Below are 15,828 nucleotides of genomic sequence, written 5' to 3'. Positions count from 1 at the left end.
ACACTGAATAAGGATACCCGGGATGCTGGTAAACAAAATGGTCAAGTCCACGTTGGTGGCGGTTGGTATTCTGGCAGGGGGTGTTCTGACCACCTCCATGCCATTTGCGAACAATACCGTGCATGCACAGGCCCTTGATCAGGAAATGGTGGTCATCGCCCATCGTGGTGCATCGGGCTATCTGCCGGAACATACATTGCCAGCCAAGGCGTTGGCCTATGGCATGGGGGCTGATTACATCGAACAGGACGTTGTTCTGTCCAAGGACGGTGTGCCGGTCATCCTGCATGATATTCATATCGATACGACGACAGATGTCGTGAAAAAATTCCCGGATCGCAAACGTGAAGATGGTCGTTACTATGCGATTGATTTCACCTTGGCCGAACTTAAATCGCTGAATGTCACCGAGCGGTTCAAGGCCGATACCGGCAAACAGGTGTATGCGGATCGTTTTCCCGGTGAATACGGGATGTTTAAAATCCCGACCCTTGAAGAGGAAATCAAACTCATTCAGGGGCTGAACCATTCCACGGGGCGTGATGTCGGCATTTATCCTGAACTGAAAGACCCGGCCTTTCATCATGCCGAAGGGCAGGACATTGCGGAAACCGTCATCTCGATCCTGGAACGTTGGGGCTATAACAATCCGGATTCCAATGCCTTTGTGCAGAGTTTTGACTGGGGCGAAACCCAACGTATCCGCAATGAGCTGAACTATCAGGGCAAACTGGTTCAGCTTCTGGGCGAAAACCGCTGGGGACCGCCGGAAGGCACCGATTATGACTATCTGAAATCAGACGAGGGCATTGCCGAAATGGCCCGTGTGGTGGACGGGATCGGACCGTGGTTGCCCCAGGTCGTTACAGGCTTAAGCGAAAATGGCACGGCGGTTATGACACCAACCCTGATCGCGGCCCAACGTGCACAGCTTCTGGTGCATCCCTATACGCTGCGTGCCGATCAGCTGCCGAAGTGGGCGGGTGATATGGATATCGCGCTTAAGGCCATTTTTGATGATGCCGGAATTGATGGCATCTTCACCGATTTCCCCGATCAGGTCGTTCAGTATCTGGCGCGCAATCCTGACGCGTAAGGATGTTGCCCCTTTACACGAACAGACTGTTTCCCAGCGCGCGGTTATCAACCACGCGATCTTACGTCACGATACGACCACAGGAATTCAACCTAGGAGGCGGAAAATGACGAAAGTATTGGTTCTTTATTATTCGATGTATGGACATATCGAAACCATGGCAAATGCCGTGGCCGAAGGCGCACGCGGTGTTGCCGGGACACATGTTGATGTCAAACGTGTTCCCGAAACCATGCCCGAAGATGTTGCCAAGGGCGCAGGGGCGAAGCTGGATCAGGCCGCACCGGTTGCCGCTGTTTCCGATCTTCCGGAATATGATGCGATCATCTTTGGTGTGCCGACCCGCTTTGGCAATATGCCCGGTCAGATGCGGACCTTCCTTGATCAGACCGGCGGTCTTTGGGCCAAGGGCGAGTTGATCGGCAAGATCGGTTCTGTTTTTGCCTCGACTGGCACACAGCATGGCGGTCAGGAAACCACCATCACCTCGACCCATACCACCTTGCTCCATCATGGCATGGTGATTGTCGGTGTGCCCTATAGCTGTTCTGGCCTGACCAATATGGACGAAATTACCGGCGGGTCACCTTATGGTGCCTCCACCCTTGCCGGGGCGGATGGTTCGCGCCAGCCGTCCGAAAACGAACTCGACATTGCCAAGTTCCAGGGCAAGCACGTCGCGGAACTCGCCTCCAAGCTTGCCAGTTAATCACACGGGAGGTTTTCCGACCCTTGATCAGGCAGCGCCCGCAATGGCGCTGCCTTTTTTGTCTGGAAAATTTGATGCCAATAGGGCTCGAGCCTATAGGTTGTAACCCAGTTCCTGTGCCTTTCTCTTGGCCTTTGCCGCAGCCCTCGGGGCAACCATTTGCGCCCATTGTTGCCCGACGCGGCCCCCGATTGCAGTCAAGTTTGGCGTGGCCTTGATCAGTTCCTGGCCACTGGGCGTCTTGTAGAAGGCAATCGTATCGTCAATCACCTGTTCTGACAGCATGGCATCATATTGCGGGACCATCAGTTCAAAGAACATATCGACGCTGGCGCGCATTTCCTCCTGCATGGTTTCGACGATGATGTCGACATGTGTGTCTCGCACGTTTGGCGCATTTTGTTTGATCGAGTTTTTCATTTGCTCGCTTATTATCGGCAGCATTGCATCAATGACCTTGTCGGCTTGCGCAAGTTGAATCATTTCGCGGATTTTGTCCGCTTTGCGCTGTGAAACGTCCTGTGCATGGGCCGGTGTTAGTGACGCGCCGAGAGTGAAGCTGACGATTACTAGGAAAGCCAAAAGTGCTGCTCGCGGCCATTTGAGGGCTGGCATGAAATGGTCCTTTCAGGATTTCGGACGATTATTGTTTTTGTGCCGAATGGTTTAGAATCACCAAGAGGTATCCTTATCATCGGTTACCGGAAAACGTATGGCAACCTTGGCGTGTGTATGGGCTGTTTTGTTTAGGATTTGGAAACAATCAGATGCCTGATTGGGCATTGTTTGGCGACAGTTTTGTGCGAGAGTAAGGGCATAAAAATTCCTGCAGGCTCTGGACTGCACAGGTAAAGGAGACTGGATCATGTCTGATACAATCACAAATGCACGGGGTGTCGCGCGGGTCTTACGCGCCATGGATACGTCTGATGGTGCCGGTGTGTCGCTCAAGCGGTCCATTGGCTCGCCCCAGCTTGATATGCTTGATCCGTTCCTGATGCTTGATTCACTTTCGACCGACAAGGCCGATGATTATATCGCGGGCTTCCCGGAGCACCCGCACCGCGGGTTTGAAACCGTGACCTATATGGTGGAAGGTGCAATGCGCCATCAGGACAGCATGGGCAACGAGGGTGTTCTGCGGTCTGGCGGGGCACAATGGATGACAGCCGGAAGCGGCATCGTTCATTCTGAAACCCCGGAACAGGAAAATGGCCTGATGCAGGGGTTCCAGCTTTGGATCAACCTGCCGGCAAAAGACAAGATGATCGATCCGCGCTATCAAAACCTCGAACCCGATGAACTGCCGGAAATTTCGCCTGCCGCGGGGGCGCAACTGCGTCTTCTGGCGGGGTCAATGTATGGCGAGGCCGGACCGATTAACGGCATTTCGACTGATCCGGTGTTTGTTGACGTCAAGCTGGACGCAGGGTGCGAAATCTCTGTGCCAATGCCCGAAGGCCATAGCGCAGTGGTTTATGTCTTTATCGGTGATGCGGTGGTTGCGGACAAGGATGTCCCGACCCATCATCTGGCGATTTTAAAGGATGGCAATGGTGTCACCCTGAAGGGCGGTGCAAACGGTGGGCGGATGTTGGTGATTGCCGCCCGGCCGATCCATGAAGAGGTGGTGCGTTATGGTCCGTTTGTCATGAGCAGCAAGCAGGAACTGATGCAGGCCTTTGACGATTACCAGAACGGTAATTTTGTCCGCAAGGCTGCGTCCTGACGCTTCAAAACCTGCAAGATATAATTTGGCAAAAAAAACGCCTTGGCCGGTAATTTCGGTCAGGGCGTTTTCCATTTCACGATGGGTTGGGACGCGAATGAAATCTAATCCTTGGCGCGTTTAATGTCGGTGTCAGAGCTTGTATCCGTGATCCAGGGGCGGCCATCCGATAACACGTCAACTTGGTCGGCATTGACGTTATTGACCTTGTCAAATGAACCGTTTGTGGCATTCCATTTCTTTAAAATGTATTCACTGTTTTCAAAGACGGTGACATAGATACTGCCATCTGTTCCGGCACCGATATCATTGATGTTAATACTTTGACCCTTGGGGCGGTTTTCGAACCGTGTGCCGGTAAATTGCTGTACAATGTCACTGCTGTCTGCAATCCACAGATCGCCTGCACGACCAATCGCAACCTTGTAAACATCATCATTGCTGAATTTGGTGAAGGCGTTTGTGCCGGGTTTCAGGCGATAAAGCCGGTTGTCGACGACGACATAAACCGTGCCATCCGAGCCAATCGACAGGTTTCGGATGTTACCTGATGTGACGGAATAGGTGCGCTGGATAGCTCCTGTTGAGGACAGCTTGTAAATCGAATTCGAACTATCTCCGTTTGTCCAGATGCTGTCATCATCTGCAACATCGAACGTCGAGAGGTCCTGGTTAAAAGACAGGGAAACTTCGTCGAGCTTCTTTGACGTGGTGTTGAACTTCAATAGCCGTTTTGATCCCTGGTCTAGCGGGGTGCCATATACATAGAACTCATCATTTTGTCCGACGGTCATGGCATCAAGCGTATTGAGGTCTGTTGTGAATGTTTCAAAAGTTATGTTTTTTGAAAACGTAAACGTGCTGTCAGATGCAACATCCACCACGGGGGCGATGTCGCCACTTCCGGTGGTGTCCCCTACGGTTGAGGCTGCAATTAGGCGGTCAACCATTTCGTCACGTTCAAAGAATTTGGAAGCCAGGACAATCGTATTGTCTGCCACCACCCAAGGGAAACCATTGGGACCGACCGCGACACTTTGCACGTTGTGGCCCGGTATTTGAACAATTTCAAAGGTTTTGCCATCAGTGCCCAGGCGCATCAGGAAGTGATTTTCTGATACCACATAAACGCTGCCATCCGGGCCGATGGATATGCTTTTGGCTTTTTGTGCGAAAACCTCGCAAGGTGATGTGTCGCATCGCTGCACCAGACTATCGGAACGAATTGTCCATGGAGTTCCATCCGGCGCAACCGCGACCAAAATACCCTGCCCAGGAATGCGATCAAACCGCGTCATGGCGTCATTAAGTTTGGATAAAGTGCCGTTGGCATCGGTGATGACAACCGACCCATCCCCGCCAATGGCAATGTCTGAGCCGGTTGCATTTGGGATTTGTTTCCACAGATTTCCTGTATGGCGAAATACCCGGCCCAGCGTTGAAATACCCCACGGGTTACCATCGGAATCAACGGCCAGACGCACCACTGTGCCCGGGAAATCGTCAAACCGTTTACGGCTGTTTGACCAACGCAGGACACCGCCCGCGGCATTAAGACCAAATACACTCCCATCCCGGCCGATTGCCAAAGCCGACGCGTTCTGGCGTGTGTTGACAAAGACAATGTCCTCGGTCGTTGTCACAGTGGATGGATCAAGTGCCGGGTCGTTGCCGGTTGCTGGCGCGACGGTTTTGCTGGCTTGGGTGTTGCTTGTGCCTGTATCGGGTGTAACAGGCGAGGCGGTCGCATCATTTGTGACAAGCGTCGGTGCCGTTGACGTTGTCGCCCGGGCAGGCGGGGGTGAAGGGGCCGCTGTTGCTGGCAATGGCGGGGCTGTGATGCCCGAAGCAATCGCAGGAGGGGCGCTTTCGACAGGGGCGACCGCCTGCGGTGCGTGACTTTCCGGTGCCTGGCCTTTTTCGGTTTTGATCTTTTCCGGTGCGACCAGCAAGGTTGTTGCCATGATAGCGCCCCCTCCGGTGACGGCCCATGGCGCGCCATCGGGGGTGGCAGCAGGGGCTGCTACCCCGGCAACCCCGGCGACAAGTCGCCAACTATGTCGGGCAGGAGACCAAATTCTGATCTGGCCTTCGGCATCGGCAATCACAACAGCATTGTTCCCGCCAATGGCGATATCGGTCGCACGCCCGGGCATCGTGATCCAGTCCTTGCCGTCAAAGGAACGAACGCGTCCATCCCGGGTCACAGCCCAGGGATGGCCGGCCATGTCCAGTGCGATGCGATAAGCTATCCCGTCAATCGGCTGCCATTCGCTGCGCAACGGGTACCATTTTTTGATTTCGCCGCTGACTTTGGCGATATAGACATTTCCTTGTGTATCAGCAGCAACATCGGCAACGTCGGTATCCTTGTTTTCCCACCATAGCCCGTTATAGCGATAAACCACGCCTTCATGGTTGATCGCCCAGGGTCGGTTTCCTTCGGCAGCGGAAATCCGGACAAAGTTACCCGACATTTTACGCCAACGTTGTTCCTCGGCATCCCAGCGCCAAGGGGTGCCATCCGGGGCCACAACGTAGGCCTGCCCGTCACTGTTGATTGATATGTCAACGGCCGTACCGGGCAGGCGGGTCCAGTTTGGAGAGGCGCGATTATCTTGTGCATACACGCCATGTGTCGGATGAATTGTCGCAAATGCGATACAAAACAGAACAAGACAAACCCGCATGATCAGCTGCGTCATTAGATGACCTCGCATCACAGTTTTTGAAAACAAAATGCTAACTGCCAAGCAATCGGTCCCGCACCATCGCAATATGTTGCTGGTTGCTGGCGTCATTTTGCCAATCTTGAACTTTCACGTCTCCGGTTCTGAATTCTTCAAAGAATTCGCGTCCTTGCAGCTTTTCAATGACTTCATTGAAAGTCGCGCGCGGGGTGAACCAGTCCTTGTGACGATGTTGAAGACGTTCAATATCGCGTTCCAGATCCGACATTTCATCGATCGCGATATCACGATCAGCTTGTGCTCTGCGGGTGTAATGCGGACGCCGCGGTGTCATCAGGATCAGGACAGACCGTTCGAATTGACGTTCAACACGCTGTGAGAACAACAGATTGATAATCGGAATATCCATCAACCCCGGTACACCATCGGCGGATTTCGATGTTTCGCGTTCGCTCAAACCACCCAGAACAAGGGTTTCGCCGAACTTCATGGTGACGGTCGAATTGACATTGGTCTTGGTCGTGTCGAGGCGGAATTCAAACACAACCGAATTGGAAGGATCGGTCAGGAAGGTGCGTTCTGCAACCACGTGCAAACGGATCATGTCATCGGGCAGAATTTCCGGCGTAACCGCCAGCTTGACGCCAACTTCCTTTTGCACCGAAACGCTGTCGCCATTACCGCCGGAGACTGCCGCAGCAAGAATTTCCGTGCCCGAGAAAAACTCCGACGTTTGCCCTGCCTGGGCGACCAGACTTGGTTTGGCCAGAACCTGATTGTTGGCGTCGGCCGAATTGGCAATGTTCAATGAATATGTGACAGCAGGAATGCTGATCGCCCGGGTAATTGTCTGGGTGCTTTGTTCCAACCCGGTATTCAGGTAATCCTTTGTTCGGGTTGATCCATAGCCGAAACCTGCCGTCCCGGTCAGCGGGTCACCAAATTGCAACTGCAAACCGTTCAGAAGGTTGATCCCACGCGAATTGCGAACGTCTTCCTGTGTACCGATCAGGACAACATCAACGACGACCATACTTGTATCGGCAAAGCCCTGCTGCATCGGGTCCGTTGCACCATACGCCCCCGCTTGCGGAGCACTATATGGATCTGGTGCTGACCCATAGGGATCAGATCCATATGGGTTGCTTTGACCGTATGGGGTGCTTGACCCGTAAGGATCGCTGCCATACGGATCATTTCCATATTGGGCCATAAGGACTTTGGCATCGCTGTCGTAAAAAGACTGCCACCCTTGCACACGACGTTCAAGATACGCGATGCTTTCCGGCCCCATAACCGCATCGCGATAGGCAGATACAAATGCTGATGCCCCTTCGCGATCATCCATTGCCGCAAGGGACAACGCCGTTGCCTTGAGGATTTCGGGTTGTTGCTTTGCCTCTGGTGCGACTGCCAGTAATCGTCTCAGGGCGGCTTCCGAGGTTCTTGGGTCCCTGGCGTAATAGGATGCAGAGGCTAGGTTATACAGAACAGACGGGTCGTCATCACGATGAAGGGCGACCGCTGCGAAATACCCCTGCGCCAGACCATAGCGCCGCTGATCCATATACAAGAGGCCCAACTGATACGTCGCCGACAAGTTGCCTGGATCGAATTTAAGAGCCTGTTTGTAACCTTGCTCGGCCAGATCAAACTTGCTGGCGTCTCCCTGAACCCCCATCAGGTGGTAGGTCAGGCCATTGAGAAACTGCAAATCCGGGTTGGAGACATCAAGCTTCAAGGCCAGATTGATCAAGCGTGATGCGTCATCCATTTTTTGGGCTTCGAGGGCCCGCGTGCTCTCTCGGACCAATTCTGAAACAGCATCAGCTTGAACTGCAGAGTTTACAACAAGCTGATTGTCTGTGTTGGTCGGTGTGGTGCTCAAAGACAGTGTTTGGCAGCCCGCCAGAGCCACCAACGCACAAACCGCAACCGTGCTGCGAAGAGACGTCATAAACAGCCGCATCAAATCCCCATTCTTGTCTTTTTAGTTCACGCAAAATATATAAATTCGGCATGCGGACGGGTTGAGGCAAAATATGCCTCAACCAGCGACCTTTTATTTCATCCGATAAATTTGATTGTTCTTGGTGACGCGCCAGACCTGACCACCGCCAGCACCGATTGCCAGGGCATCCTTTTCCCGGGAAGTCGCAACCCAATTTCGTTTGGGGCCGTCAAAGACAAATGTGTTGCCAAGCTTATCGATTGCTCTGGCCTGGCCGGGGACGTCTACTGCGATGTCAATGCCCTGACCTGGTAGTTTTTGCCATTTTTGATCATTGCCATGCACCCACATATCCCCGTTCTTGTCGACCACCCATGGGCGACCGTCCTGGTCAATGTCGATCCGGTAACCTCTACCTGGAATGTTTTTCCATCGATTGCCTTCACGTTTATGGATTTTCCCTTTGATATCGATGATCCACACGCCCTTGGCGCTGGCACCGATATCCTGTGCCCGAGGACCCCGGACAATTTGCCATTTGGAACCGCTTAGGGAGTATATCTGACCACGGAGATTGATAACCCAGGCCGTTGTATCTGAAACAGCAATACGGTATCCGGCCCCTCGCAGTTTGGTCCAGCCATTCGCTGTGCTCTCGCGTTTGAATATCTGATAACCACTTCTGTTTTCTTTGGTCGGGCCAATCGCATAGGCCGTGCCATCGGTGCCTACGGCAATGTCAGTGGCTTTGCCTGATACTCTTTCCCAAACATTTTTGCCATTTGGACCGGCGGTGGTTGTTGTCGTGATTGCATTAATCTGCGCCATCGGGATGACCGGGATATCGGGCGCACCTACGACCACTTTTTCACCCTCTAGAACAACCGTTGGCACAGTATTGGTCGTGCTCTTGCTCTTGCTCTGCATCAACCTTGCCCAAAGCGCAGTATTCGGCTTGATGGGCTCCTGGGTCATCAGGGCCCAGTTGGTCGCAACTTCGTTCCGCCCATCGTCAGTTTTAAGCAGGCGGGCAAGATTGACCGGACGTTGTGCGACGGCGAGTGCATCATTGACGATCGCTTCCTGCTTGTTCTGTTCTAGCGCGATGTCCGTTGCGATTGATGCAATGACAGATGAGACGCTCAAGACTATCAATGGACCTACAGTAGCGCCCGCGAACCCGGCGCTACTGATAGTAACGCCTTGAGTGACTTCCTTGAAGCGATACGGAAGTATTTGAAGAGCTATGCGACTGGCAACCTGCTGGAATGCAGGGGAAAGTGCTTCTAACGTGCTGCCCCCAATATAAAGCAAAGTAAGACCTGCTGCCGGACCGATATGCATGATCGAACTGATTGCTGAGCGAAGGTCAGGCGGTGCAACGCCGGTATCGTATACGTTCGTGCCGACGGTTGGGCGTGACGCCTTTTTGGCTTGCAGGCCTTTTTGCCAACTTTCCATTACAAGTTTCATCTCGGACGCTGATAACTTGCGGGTGTCTTGCACATAAGCTGCAATATAGGCGACCATGTCCCGTTCAGGCTTTGTCTTGGCGCCGCGTTGGATCACGTCAAATATGTAATCGTACACGGCACCTTTAAGCTCCGGGGATGTTTCAGGTGCATCATGTATCTGTTTCCACGCTGCAATCCGATATGCCTCGGCATCGCTTCTGTTCATCTTCGATTGTGTGATGAATTTTTCACTGGCCGCATCAACTCGCGTACGTTCAGCAATGACCTCGGCGGCAATCTCGTGCCCGCCCGGAAGCCCGAAAAGGCCGTTCGGCGTGCGCTTTGCAGCCTCCCAGCGCATGGTCGTATATTCACAAGCTTCTTTCGACTTGATACCAAAAATGGACCTCACCGATGCTTCGGGGCACGTCCAGCATGTGCCGCTATCGACAAAATCGAAAATTTCCCCCGCTTTACAGGTCAAAGCCGCTGTTTTTTCTGCAGGAACCAAGCTTTCATTTCGGAAACATGCATTGTTGGCAGTGACGGCTGCGGCGGTTCGGCGGAACCCGTCAGGACAGGTATAGCAACTGCCATTAGGGTCAGTAATCGCGCCTTCCGGGCATACCCGATCAATGAATTCAGCCCGACGTGCTGATGCGCCAAACTTTCCGCATGCATCCCATGCATCAACAGGCGACCAGGTGCGGCCAAAGCCAGCCGGGCACGACCAGCATTCGCCGCCATTTCGCGGGTCTTTGAACGATCCGGACGGGCAGGATTTATGTGCACCGATACGTTTTGCCGATCTGTACTGGGCTGACACTGTCTTTGAACAGGCCATAGGTGTATCGACGGCAAAACCGGTCCGGTTATATCCGCTTGGGCATGAAAAACACGACCAGGTCCCGATATCAAAGAATGATCCCCTAGGGCATTTGCCAACGGCTTTGCCTGTTTTGGTGGCCTTGGCAAAACCACAGGGAGCCAAAAGGGTGTTTGTGCGCAAATCCATTGCGCCGCAGAGGGCATGCCCAGGTTTTGAAAATGCTGCTTGTGTCTGCTGTGCTGTGGCATGTGATGAACTTGCCAGCGTAATGGCGGTAAACACAGTTAAGAGAAGCAGTGCCCGCCAAAGCAAGTGGCCAGACTTCAAACAGCTTTCCATCGATCAATCCTCAATCAAACAATGTGTGTTGTGTCACTGTTGTCCCCTGCCTGCGGGCAAGGCAACAAGGTCACCGTGCGAATGTCATAAGGTCTGCCTTATGAACTGCATTGGGGATGAGAAGACCTCTGAAAGTCTGAACTGCTTGCAGTTCAGAACATCATCAGCTTGCTAGAGCCAAGGGTTTTCAAACCCGGGCTGATGGATCAGCAATTTTCAGCTGGACACGCCGTTGTTGATGCTTTGGCTTGCGTAAAGCAAAGACATTTCAAGATCGCTGAAACTTTCAAATGAACAAGAGACGCCTCAACCCCCGGCGCAAAGGATTAAGTACTGTCCCCGATAATGGAATAAGCATTTCGGTTTCGACGTACGTTTGCTGCGCTTTCCGGATACGTTGGACGTTTTGTGGATACTGAGTGGTGTTTCTAAAGGTATTTGCGGATTGTTTCCGACGGAAGCTCGCCGAATTCCCGCTGATAGTCCTTTGCAAATCGGCCCATATGGCCAAAACCCCATTGTGTGGCAATTTCAGAAACGGTTTTCCCGCCCGGTTCTGTTATCAAAACAGCCCGGACGCGCTTTAAACGCACGGCACGCAAATAGGCCATGGGGGGAATGCCATAGGCATCCATGAAGCCTTTTTGCAGTCCACGATATCCGCATCCCGCCACAGCCGCAATTTCGGCCAGCCCCAGTTTTTTGTCCGCATGGGCGTGGATGTAGTCACGTGCGCGTTTAACGTAATAGGGCACAACTTCCGTAACAGTGAGGCCGTTTATCATGTGCTGATAGCTGTTGGGTAACAGGCTCAGGCATTGTGTGACCAGGGCGTCTTTCATCTGGGTTGTCACGATCGGGTTATGCATTTCACGCAATGGACCATCAAGTGCCTCGGCGACATAGTGGACGGTATTGCGAAATACGTCCCAACCCGGTGTTGAGGGATCAATCATCGGATCGAACCGCAGGCCGGTTAAATCGACATCTTCGCCAACCACAGAACGGGTATAGTTTTTGAGTTTACCCTTCGATAAACGAAGGGCAAACGCGCTGAAGTTATCTTCTGTGGCCCGGATCGGCAGGGCCAAATCACGCATGAAACCTGTATCGGAGAAGAATTCCATTTCTTGTCCACAATGCTGCGCAACGCCGGTCCCGGAGGTAACAATATAAAGCAACAAACCATCGTCATCCTCTTCCGAGGAGTCTACAGTCAGTCTCGAATTTCCGAATGAAACATGCATCAGGCTAAGGTCATCACACGCCACTGCTGCGATGCGGGCGTTAAACTCTGCATTGCGCTCTTTGATATCCAGATCGTGTCGTGATGCAATATCCTCGATCGACACGCGAACCTCATCAAGGTCGTTCGAAGACAATATCGTGTGATTTTGAAGATAGGTCATGGCCGCGCTCGTCCCCCCGACATGTATACTCGGAAAACGCCCGTTCCGCAGATGTCGGAGCCCCAAAAGGCGCCTGTTTCCGTTACATGAAGATGCGCCAATCATACGTGTTGGCGGGGAGATAATCTATTCCTGATTGATTGATCTTTCGCATAATCCCCGAAGCTGGAAAAAAAATTCCGCCTAGACATCCGGCTAGGCATCATTGTTCGCCATGCAAATTTGGCAAAAGAAAACCCCCACCGGTTGCCCGGCAGGGGTTTCTTGATTTTGGCAAAACTGCCAGCGTGATCAGATCGATCAGGCCATTGCAGCTTTCAGACCTTCGTCCAGTTTGTCGAGGAACTGGTTGGTGGTCAGCCATTTCTGGTTCGGGCCGATCAGCAGTGCCAGATCCTTGGTCATGAAGCCGGCTTCGACGGTGTCGACACAGACTTTCTCAAGGGTTTCAGCAAACTTGACGACTTCCGGGGTACCGTCGAATTCACCACGGTATTTAAGACCCTGCGACCACGCAAAGATCGATGCGATCGGGTTGGTCGAGGTTTCTTTACCCTGCTGGTGCTGACGATAGTGACGGGTCACGGTGCCGTGGGCTGCTTCTGCCTCAACCGTCTGTCCATCCGGGGTCATCAGAACCGAGGTCATCAGACCGAGCGAGCCGAAGCCCTGTGCCACGGTGTCGGACTGAACATCGCCGTCATAGTTCTTACAAGCCCAAACGAAACCACCGTTCCATTTCATCGCACATGCAACCATGTCGTCGATCAGACGGTGTTCGTAGGTGATGCCTGCTGCTTCGAACTTGTCTTTGAATTCTTCCTGGAAGACTTCTTCGAACAGGTCTTTGAAGCGGCCGTCATAGGCTTTCATGATGGTGTTCTTGGTCGAGAGGTAGACCGGCCACCCAAGGTTAAGACCATAGTTCATGCAAGCACGTGCAAAGCCCTTGATGCTGTCATCAAGGTTGTACATCGACATGGCAACACCCGAGGACGGGAAGTCAAAGACTTCGTGCTCGATCACTTCGCCGCCGTCTGCCGGCTGGAACTTGATGGTCAGTTTACCTGCGCCCGGAACCTTGAAGTCGGTCGCACGATACTGGTCACCAAATGCGTGACGACCGATAACGATCGGCTGCGTCCAACCCGGAACCAGACGCGGAACGTTCGAACAAATGATCGGCTGACGGAAAACGGTACCGCCAATGATGTTACGGATGGTGCCGTTCGGCGACTTCCACATCTTTTTCAGATCAAACTCTTCAACGCGCTGCTCATCAGGGGTGATGGTTGCGCATTTAACACCAACGCGGTGTTCCTTGATGGCGTTTGCCGCATCAATGGTGATCTGGTCGTCGGTCTCGTCACGTTTCTGAACCGAAAGATCGTAGTATTTCAGGTCGACGTCGAGATAGGGAAGGATCAGTTTGTTTTTGATGAAATCCCAGATGATCCGGGTCATCTCGTCGCCGTCAAGCTCGACGATCGGATTCTTCACTTGAATCTTGCTCATAGAATACTCCCTTGCTGGCCGCGGCCGACATGCAGCGCGGCTGCCATTCAAGATGGTTAAATCTCTGTCTTCCGGCGCGCGAGGGAGCGCCCTGGCCGCGTCGGGAGCCCGCAACATACAGGAAGCCACCAGAAAATCAAAGAGGGTGCGGCTACAACAATGTGATGAGGGCGCAAAAACCCCGAAACCTGCGCCTTCTGATCCTGTTTCAGGTCGGTTTGCATCGCAAAAAAGGGCAACAATCCCGAACATTTAGAACGCATTGCGGCAAAATTTCAAAAAGCACCCTGATTGCGAGGAACGCGCGGATAAACTGATCAGGATCAATGACCATGCGTTCAATAACGCGATATGGTGATCATATTGGCCGGAGCAGGGGGAGACTCCGGTACTCTTTTATGGGGACGTGTCATGAACCTGATGAATGAAAACATCATTGTCTTGGTGATCTGTATTGTTGGCTTTTGTCTGTTGGGGTTCGGCTTTACCAATCGCGACCGCAACTGGGGCGTGGTTCTGATGTGGATCGGCGTCCTGACCATGTTGGGGCCGATTGCCTGGCGGCTGCTGACGCTGTTTGCATAAACCGTTGGCGGCTATGTTTGCAGATCGGGCGGGTTTTGAACTTTTTCTGACCCGGCCTTGTTTGCGATATGGCTGCAATCGTGCAGTACACCTTTTTCAACGCCTGAGAATGACGGGTACAAGACCGAATAGTGCGAGACTATTTTTCGTGTTCGACACAAATCTTTTCAGAGTCCTTGTCTGACAGCGGCACATTCAAAAGTCCGCAACGGTGGGGCATGGCCGCGTTTCCCGGTTTGTCCGTGCGCAGGAAAAAGTGGCAGCTTGCACAAATGCCAAAGCTTTTCCCCTTATTACGAAGGATTGCCTCATTCAAAACTTGAGAAAGCGCTTCGCGCAGGGGCAAAGCTGTTCGGGTTGCCTCGATGCAGGATGCGAGCTTTTGTCGTGGGTCATTTGCCAGCTGCTGTTGCCCCGTAGGGGTAAGGGCAATCTCGACCGAGCGTTTGTCGCGTGCACTGGGCGTTCGTTTGATGCTCTCCTTTTTCTCGAGCGCAATCAGCGTCTGAGAGACTGTACCGCGCGTTGAGCCGAGATATTCTGCAAGCGCTGCTGGTGTCCGTGAAAAGCTGTTTGCTTTGGCAAGATAGCGCAATGCTTCCCATTGTACCGGGTTTAGGTGGCCTTTTTGTTCTTCGGCCTGCATCAGGCGTGCTATCCGTTCAATCAGATCTGCCGCTTTATGTGCGTCGGTATTCATATTGATAGCTACTCGATATTAAATAATTGACCTTTTTGCGGTCTGCGAATATAGATAATAGCGACTCGATACTATTAACACAAGGATCGCAAAATGAACGTACGTATTCTCTTGCTGGCTGGGGCCGCACTGATTGCAGGCGTGGTTGACAGCTCAGCATATGCTCACCGGATTGAAGCTCCCCTTACTGCAGATCATCCTGCGTTTGATATTCATCATGCCGATATCGTTCGCAAAGATACAACCCTTGAATTCACCATGCATTTCGAGGGGCGCCCGGGAACCGAAAAACCAGATTCACATGGACAGTTGGCAGGTGCCCCGGTCTGGTCATATGTGTGGCCAACCACGATTGATACCTCTGTAATCGGTTTTGATGCAGGTGCCGGTATTCTCTCGTTTGCGGTTACGTCCCATCCGGATTTTGATGACACGCCTCTTTTTGATGAAGACGGTGATGGTGATCCGGAAAATGACGGTCGTCGCTGGCATTCACACTGGGTGGTTCTTGTCCCGGATGATTCCTGTGGGCAGGGAGGGTTGAAGGTTCGCGATATTCCTGAAGGTGCGACACCGAACTTGCCCAAAACCTGGCCCGGTCTTCCTATTCTGATCGACAGCCCCGGTTGGCATCCGCACTTTACCCAGGACAGTTTGGTCGTGACGGTCCCATTTGATGCGCAAGCTGATCTTAAAGGGGGCAATTTCGATGCGGTGACGGCTGCATTGCAGGTGAATGCCAGCGTTCATGATCCTCTTTTGTGCGTGACCGATGTGTTTGAAGCTGCCGGCGGCCTGAAAATGCCCGGCACGATAGACTAA

Annotated in this window: 13 protein-coding genes; 5 read left to right on the top strand and 8 right to left on the bottom strand. The window is 52.8% G+C overall.

The genetic code is table 11. The features are described 5' to 3' along the window. Positions 1-22: 22 nt before the first annotated feature. Both glpQ and wrbA read left to right on the top strand, forming a co-directional pair. Positions 23-1,096 (top strand): glycerophosphodiester phosphodiesterase, encoded by a 1,074-nt coding sequence (gene glpQ / locus JF44_RS0110345; protein WP_033068866.1) that lies wholly within the window; start codon positions 23-25, stop codon positions 1,094-1,096. Between the two features lie 106 nt (positions 1,097-1,202). Beyond that, positions 1,203-1,805, top strand: coding sequence for an NAD(P)H:quinone oxidoreductase (gene wrbA, locus JF44_RS0110340; protein WP_033068865.1), 603 nt, complete (start codon positions 1,203-1,205; stop codon positions 1,803-1,805). A 93-nt stretch (positions 1,806-1,898) separates the two neighbouring features. Here wrbA and JF44_RS19960 read toward each other — a convergent pair whose 3' ends face one another. Continuing rightward, positions 1,899-2,420 carry a DUF2059 domain-containing protein gene (locus JF44_RS19960; RefSeq protein WP_081944402.1) on the bottom strand — a complete coding sequence of 174 codons (522 nt, stop codon included), beginning with the start codon at positions 2,418-2,420 and terminating at the stop codon, positions 1,899-1,901. 250 nt (positions 2,421-2,670) lie between these two features. Here JF44_RS19960 and JF44_RS0110330 point away from each other — a divergent pair, with 250 nt between their 5' ends. Further along, positions 2,671-3,534 (top strand): pirin family protein, encoded by an 864-nt coding sequence (locus JF44_RS0110330; protein WP_033068864.1) that lies wholly within the window; start codon positions 2,671-2,673, stop codon positions 3,532-3,534. Between the two features lie 104 nt (positions 3,535-3,638). Here JF44_RS0110330 and JF44_RS19955 read toward each other — a convergent pair whose 3' ends face one another. The 6 genes from JF44_RS19955 to JF44_RS0110295 form a co-directional block, all read right to left on the bottom strand. Beyond that, entirely contained in the window at positions 3,639-6,239 is a 2,601-nt protein-coding gene (locus JF44_RS19955; protein ID WP_052065718.1) for a tectonin domain-containing protein, read from the bottom strand. Positions 6,240-6,276: 37 nt separating this feature from the next. Further along, positions 6,277-7,998, bottom strand: coding sequence for a hypothetical protein (locus JF44_RS0110310; protein ID WP_162181400.1), 1,722 nt, complete (start codon positions 7,996-7,998; stop codon positions 6,277-6,279). A 288-nt stretch (positions 7,999-8,286) separates the two neighbouring features. Continuing rightward, on the bottom strand, positions 8,287-10,140 hold the full coding sequence (locus tag JF44_RS0110305; RefSeq protein ID WP_156111653.1) for a tectonin domain-containing protein: 1,854 nt from the start codon (positions 10,138-10,140) through the stop codon (positions 8,287-8,289). After that, positions 10,110-10,376 (bottom strand): hypothetical protein, encoded by a 267-nt coding sequence (locus JF44_RS20340; RefSeq protein ID WP_156111652.1) that lies wholly within the window; start codon positions 10,374-10,376, stop codon positions 10,110-10,112. Before JF44_RS20340 ends, JF44_RS0110305 begins: the two co-directional genes overlap by 31 nt. An 849-nt stretch (positions 10,377-11,225) precedes the next feature. Next, positions 11,226-12,206 (bottom strand): AraC family transcriptional regulator, encoded by a 981-nt coding sequence (locus JF44_RS0110300; RefSeq protein ID WP_033068858.1) that lies wholly within the window; start codon positions 12,204-12,206, stop codon positions 11,226-11,228. A gap of 300 nt (positions 12,207-12,506) precedes the next feature. Then, entirely contained in the window at positions 12,507-13,721 is a 1,215-nt protein-coding gene (locus JF44_RS0110295; RefSeq protein ID WP_033068857.1) for an NADP-dependent isocitrate dehydrogenase, read from the bottom strand. A 411-nt stretch (positions 13,722-14,132) separates the two neighbouring features. Here JF44_RS0110295 and JF44_RS20335 point away from each other — a divergent pair, with 411 nt between their 5' ends. Further along, a complete protein-coding gene (locus JF44_RS20335) occupies positions 14,133-14,306 on the top strand; it encodes a hypothetical protein (RefSeq protein WP_156111651.1) in 174 nt (57 codons plus the stop codon). Positions 14,307-14,445: 139 nt separating this feature from the next. On the opposite strand, the gene JF44_RS0110290 is transcribed toward JF44_RS20335, so the two are convergent. Next, positions 14,446-15,006: a MarR family winged helix-turn-helix transcriptional regulator gene (locus JF44_RS0110290; protein ID WP_033068856.1), complete on the bottom strand. Its 561-nt coding sequence runs from the start codon at positions 15,004-15,006 to the stop codon at positions 14,446-14,448. Positions 15,007-15,099: 93 nt separating this feature from the next. Between JF44_RS0110290 and JF44_RS0110285 the strand changes: the two genes are divergently transcribed. Continuing rightward, entirely contained in the window at positions 15,100-15,828 is a 729-nt protein-coding gene (locus tag JF44_RS0110285; RefSeq protein WP_033068855.1) for a hypothetical protein, read from the top strand.

The sequence above is a fragment of the Thalassospira australica genome (assembly GCF_000763295.1).
GTDB lineage: Bacteria > Pseudomonadota > Alphaproteobacteria > Rhodospirillales > Thalassospiraceae > Thalassospira > Thalassospira australica.
Note: the sequence above shows the minus strand (reverse complement) of the source record. Positions and strands in the feature narration are given on the sequence as shown.

Bases quoted from the DNA above. Each gene is read 5' to 3' on its own strand.
- JF44_RS0110295 (WP_033068857.1), bottom strand. From the start codon at position 13,721: ATGAGCAAGATTCAAGTGAAGAATCCGATCGTCGAGCTTGACGGCGAC.
- glpQ (WP_033068866.1), top strand. From the start codon at position 23: ATGCTGGTAAACAAAATGGTCAAGTCCACGTTGGTGGCGGTTGGTATT.
- JF44_RS20335 (WP_156111651.1), top strand. From the start codon at position 14,133: ATGAACCTGATGAATGAAAACATCATTGTCTTGGTGATCTGTATTGTT.
- wrbA (WP_033068865.1), top strand. From the start codon at position 1,203: ATGACGAAAGTATTGGTTCTTTATTATTCGATGTATGGACATATCGAA.
- JF44_RS0110330 (WP_033068864.1), top strand. From the start codon at position 2,671: ATGTCTGATACAATCACAAATGCACGGGGTGTCGCGCGGGTCTTACGC.
- JF44_RS19960 (WP_081944402.1), bottom strand. From the start codon at position 2,420: ATGCCAGCCCTCAAATGGCCGCGAGCAGCACTTTTGGCTTTCCTAGTA.
- JF44_RS0110290 (WP_033068856.1), bottom strand. From the start codon at position 15,006: ATGAATACCGACGCACATAAAGCGGCAGATCTGATTGAACGGATAGCA.
- JF44_RS0110300 (WP_033068858.1), bottom strand. From the start codon at position 12,206: ATGACCTATCTTCAAAATCACACGATATTGTCTTCGAACGACCTTGAT.
- JF44_RS0110285 (WP_033068855.1), top strand. From the start codon at position 15,100: ATGAACGTACGTATTCTCTTGCTGGCTGGGGCCGCACTGATTGCAGGC.
- JF44_RS19955 (WP_052065718.1), bottom strand. From the start codon at position 6,239: ATGACGCAGCTGATCATGCGGGTTTGTCTTGTTCTGTTTTGTATCGCA.
- JF44_RS20340 (WP_156111652.1), bottom strand. From the start codon at position 10,376: ATGGCGGCGAATGCTGGTCGTGCCCGGCTGGCTTTGGCCGCACCTGGT.
- JF44_RS0110310 (WP_162181400.1), bottom strand. From the start codon at position 7,998: ATGGATGACGCATCACGCTTGATCAATCTGGCCTTGAAGCTTGATGTC.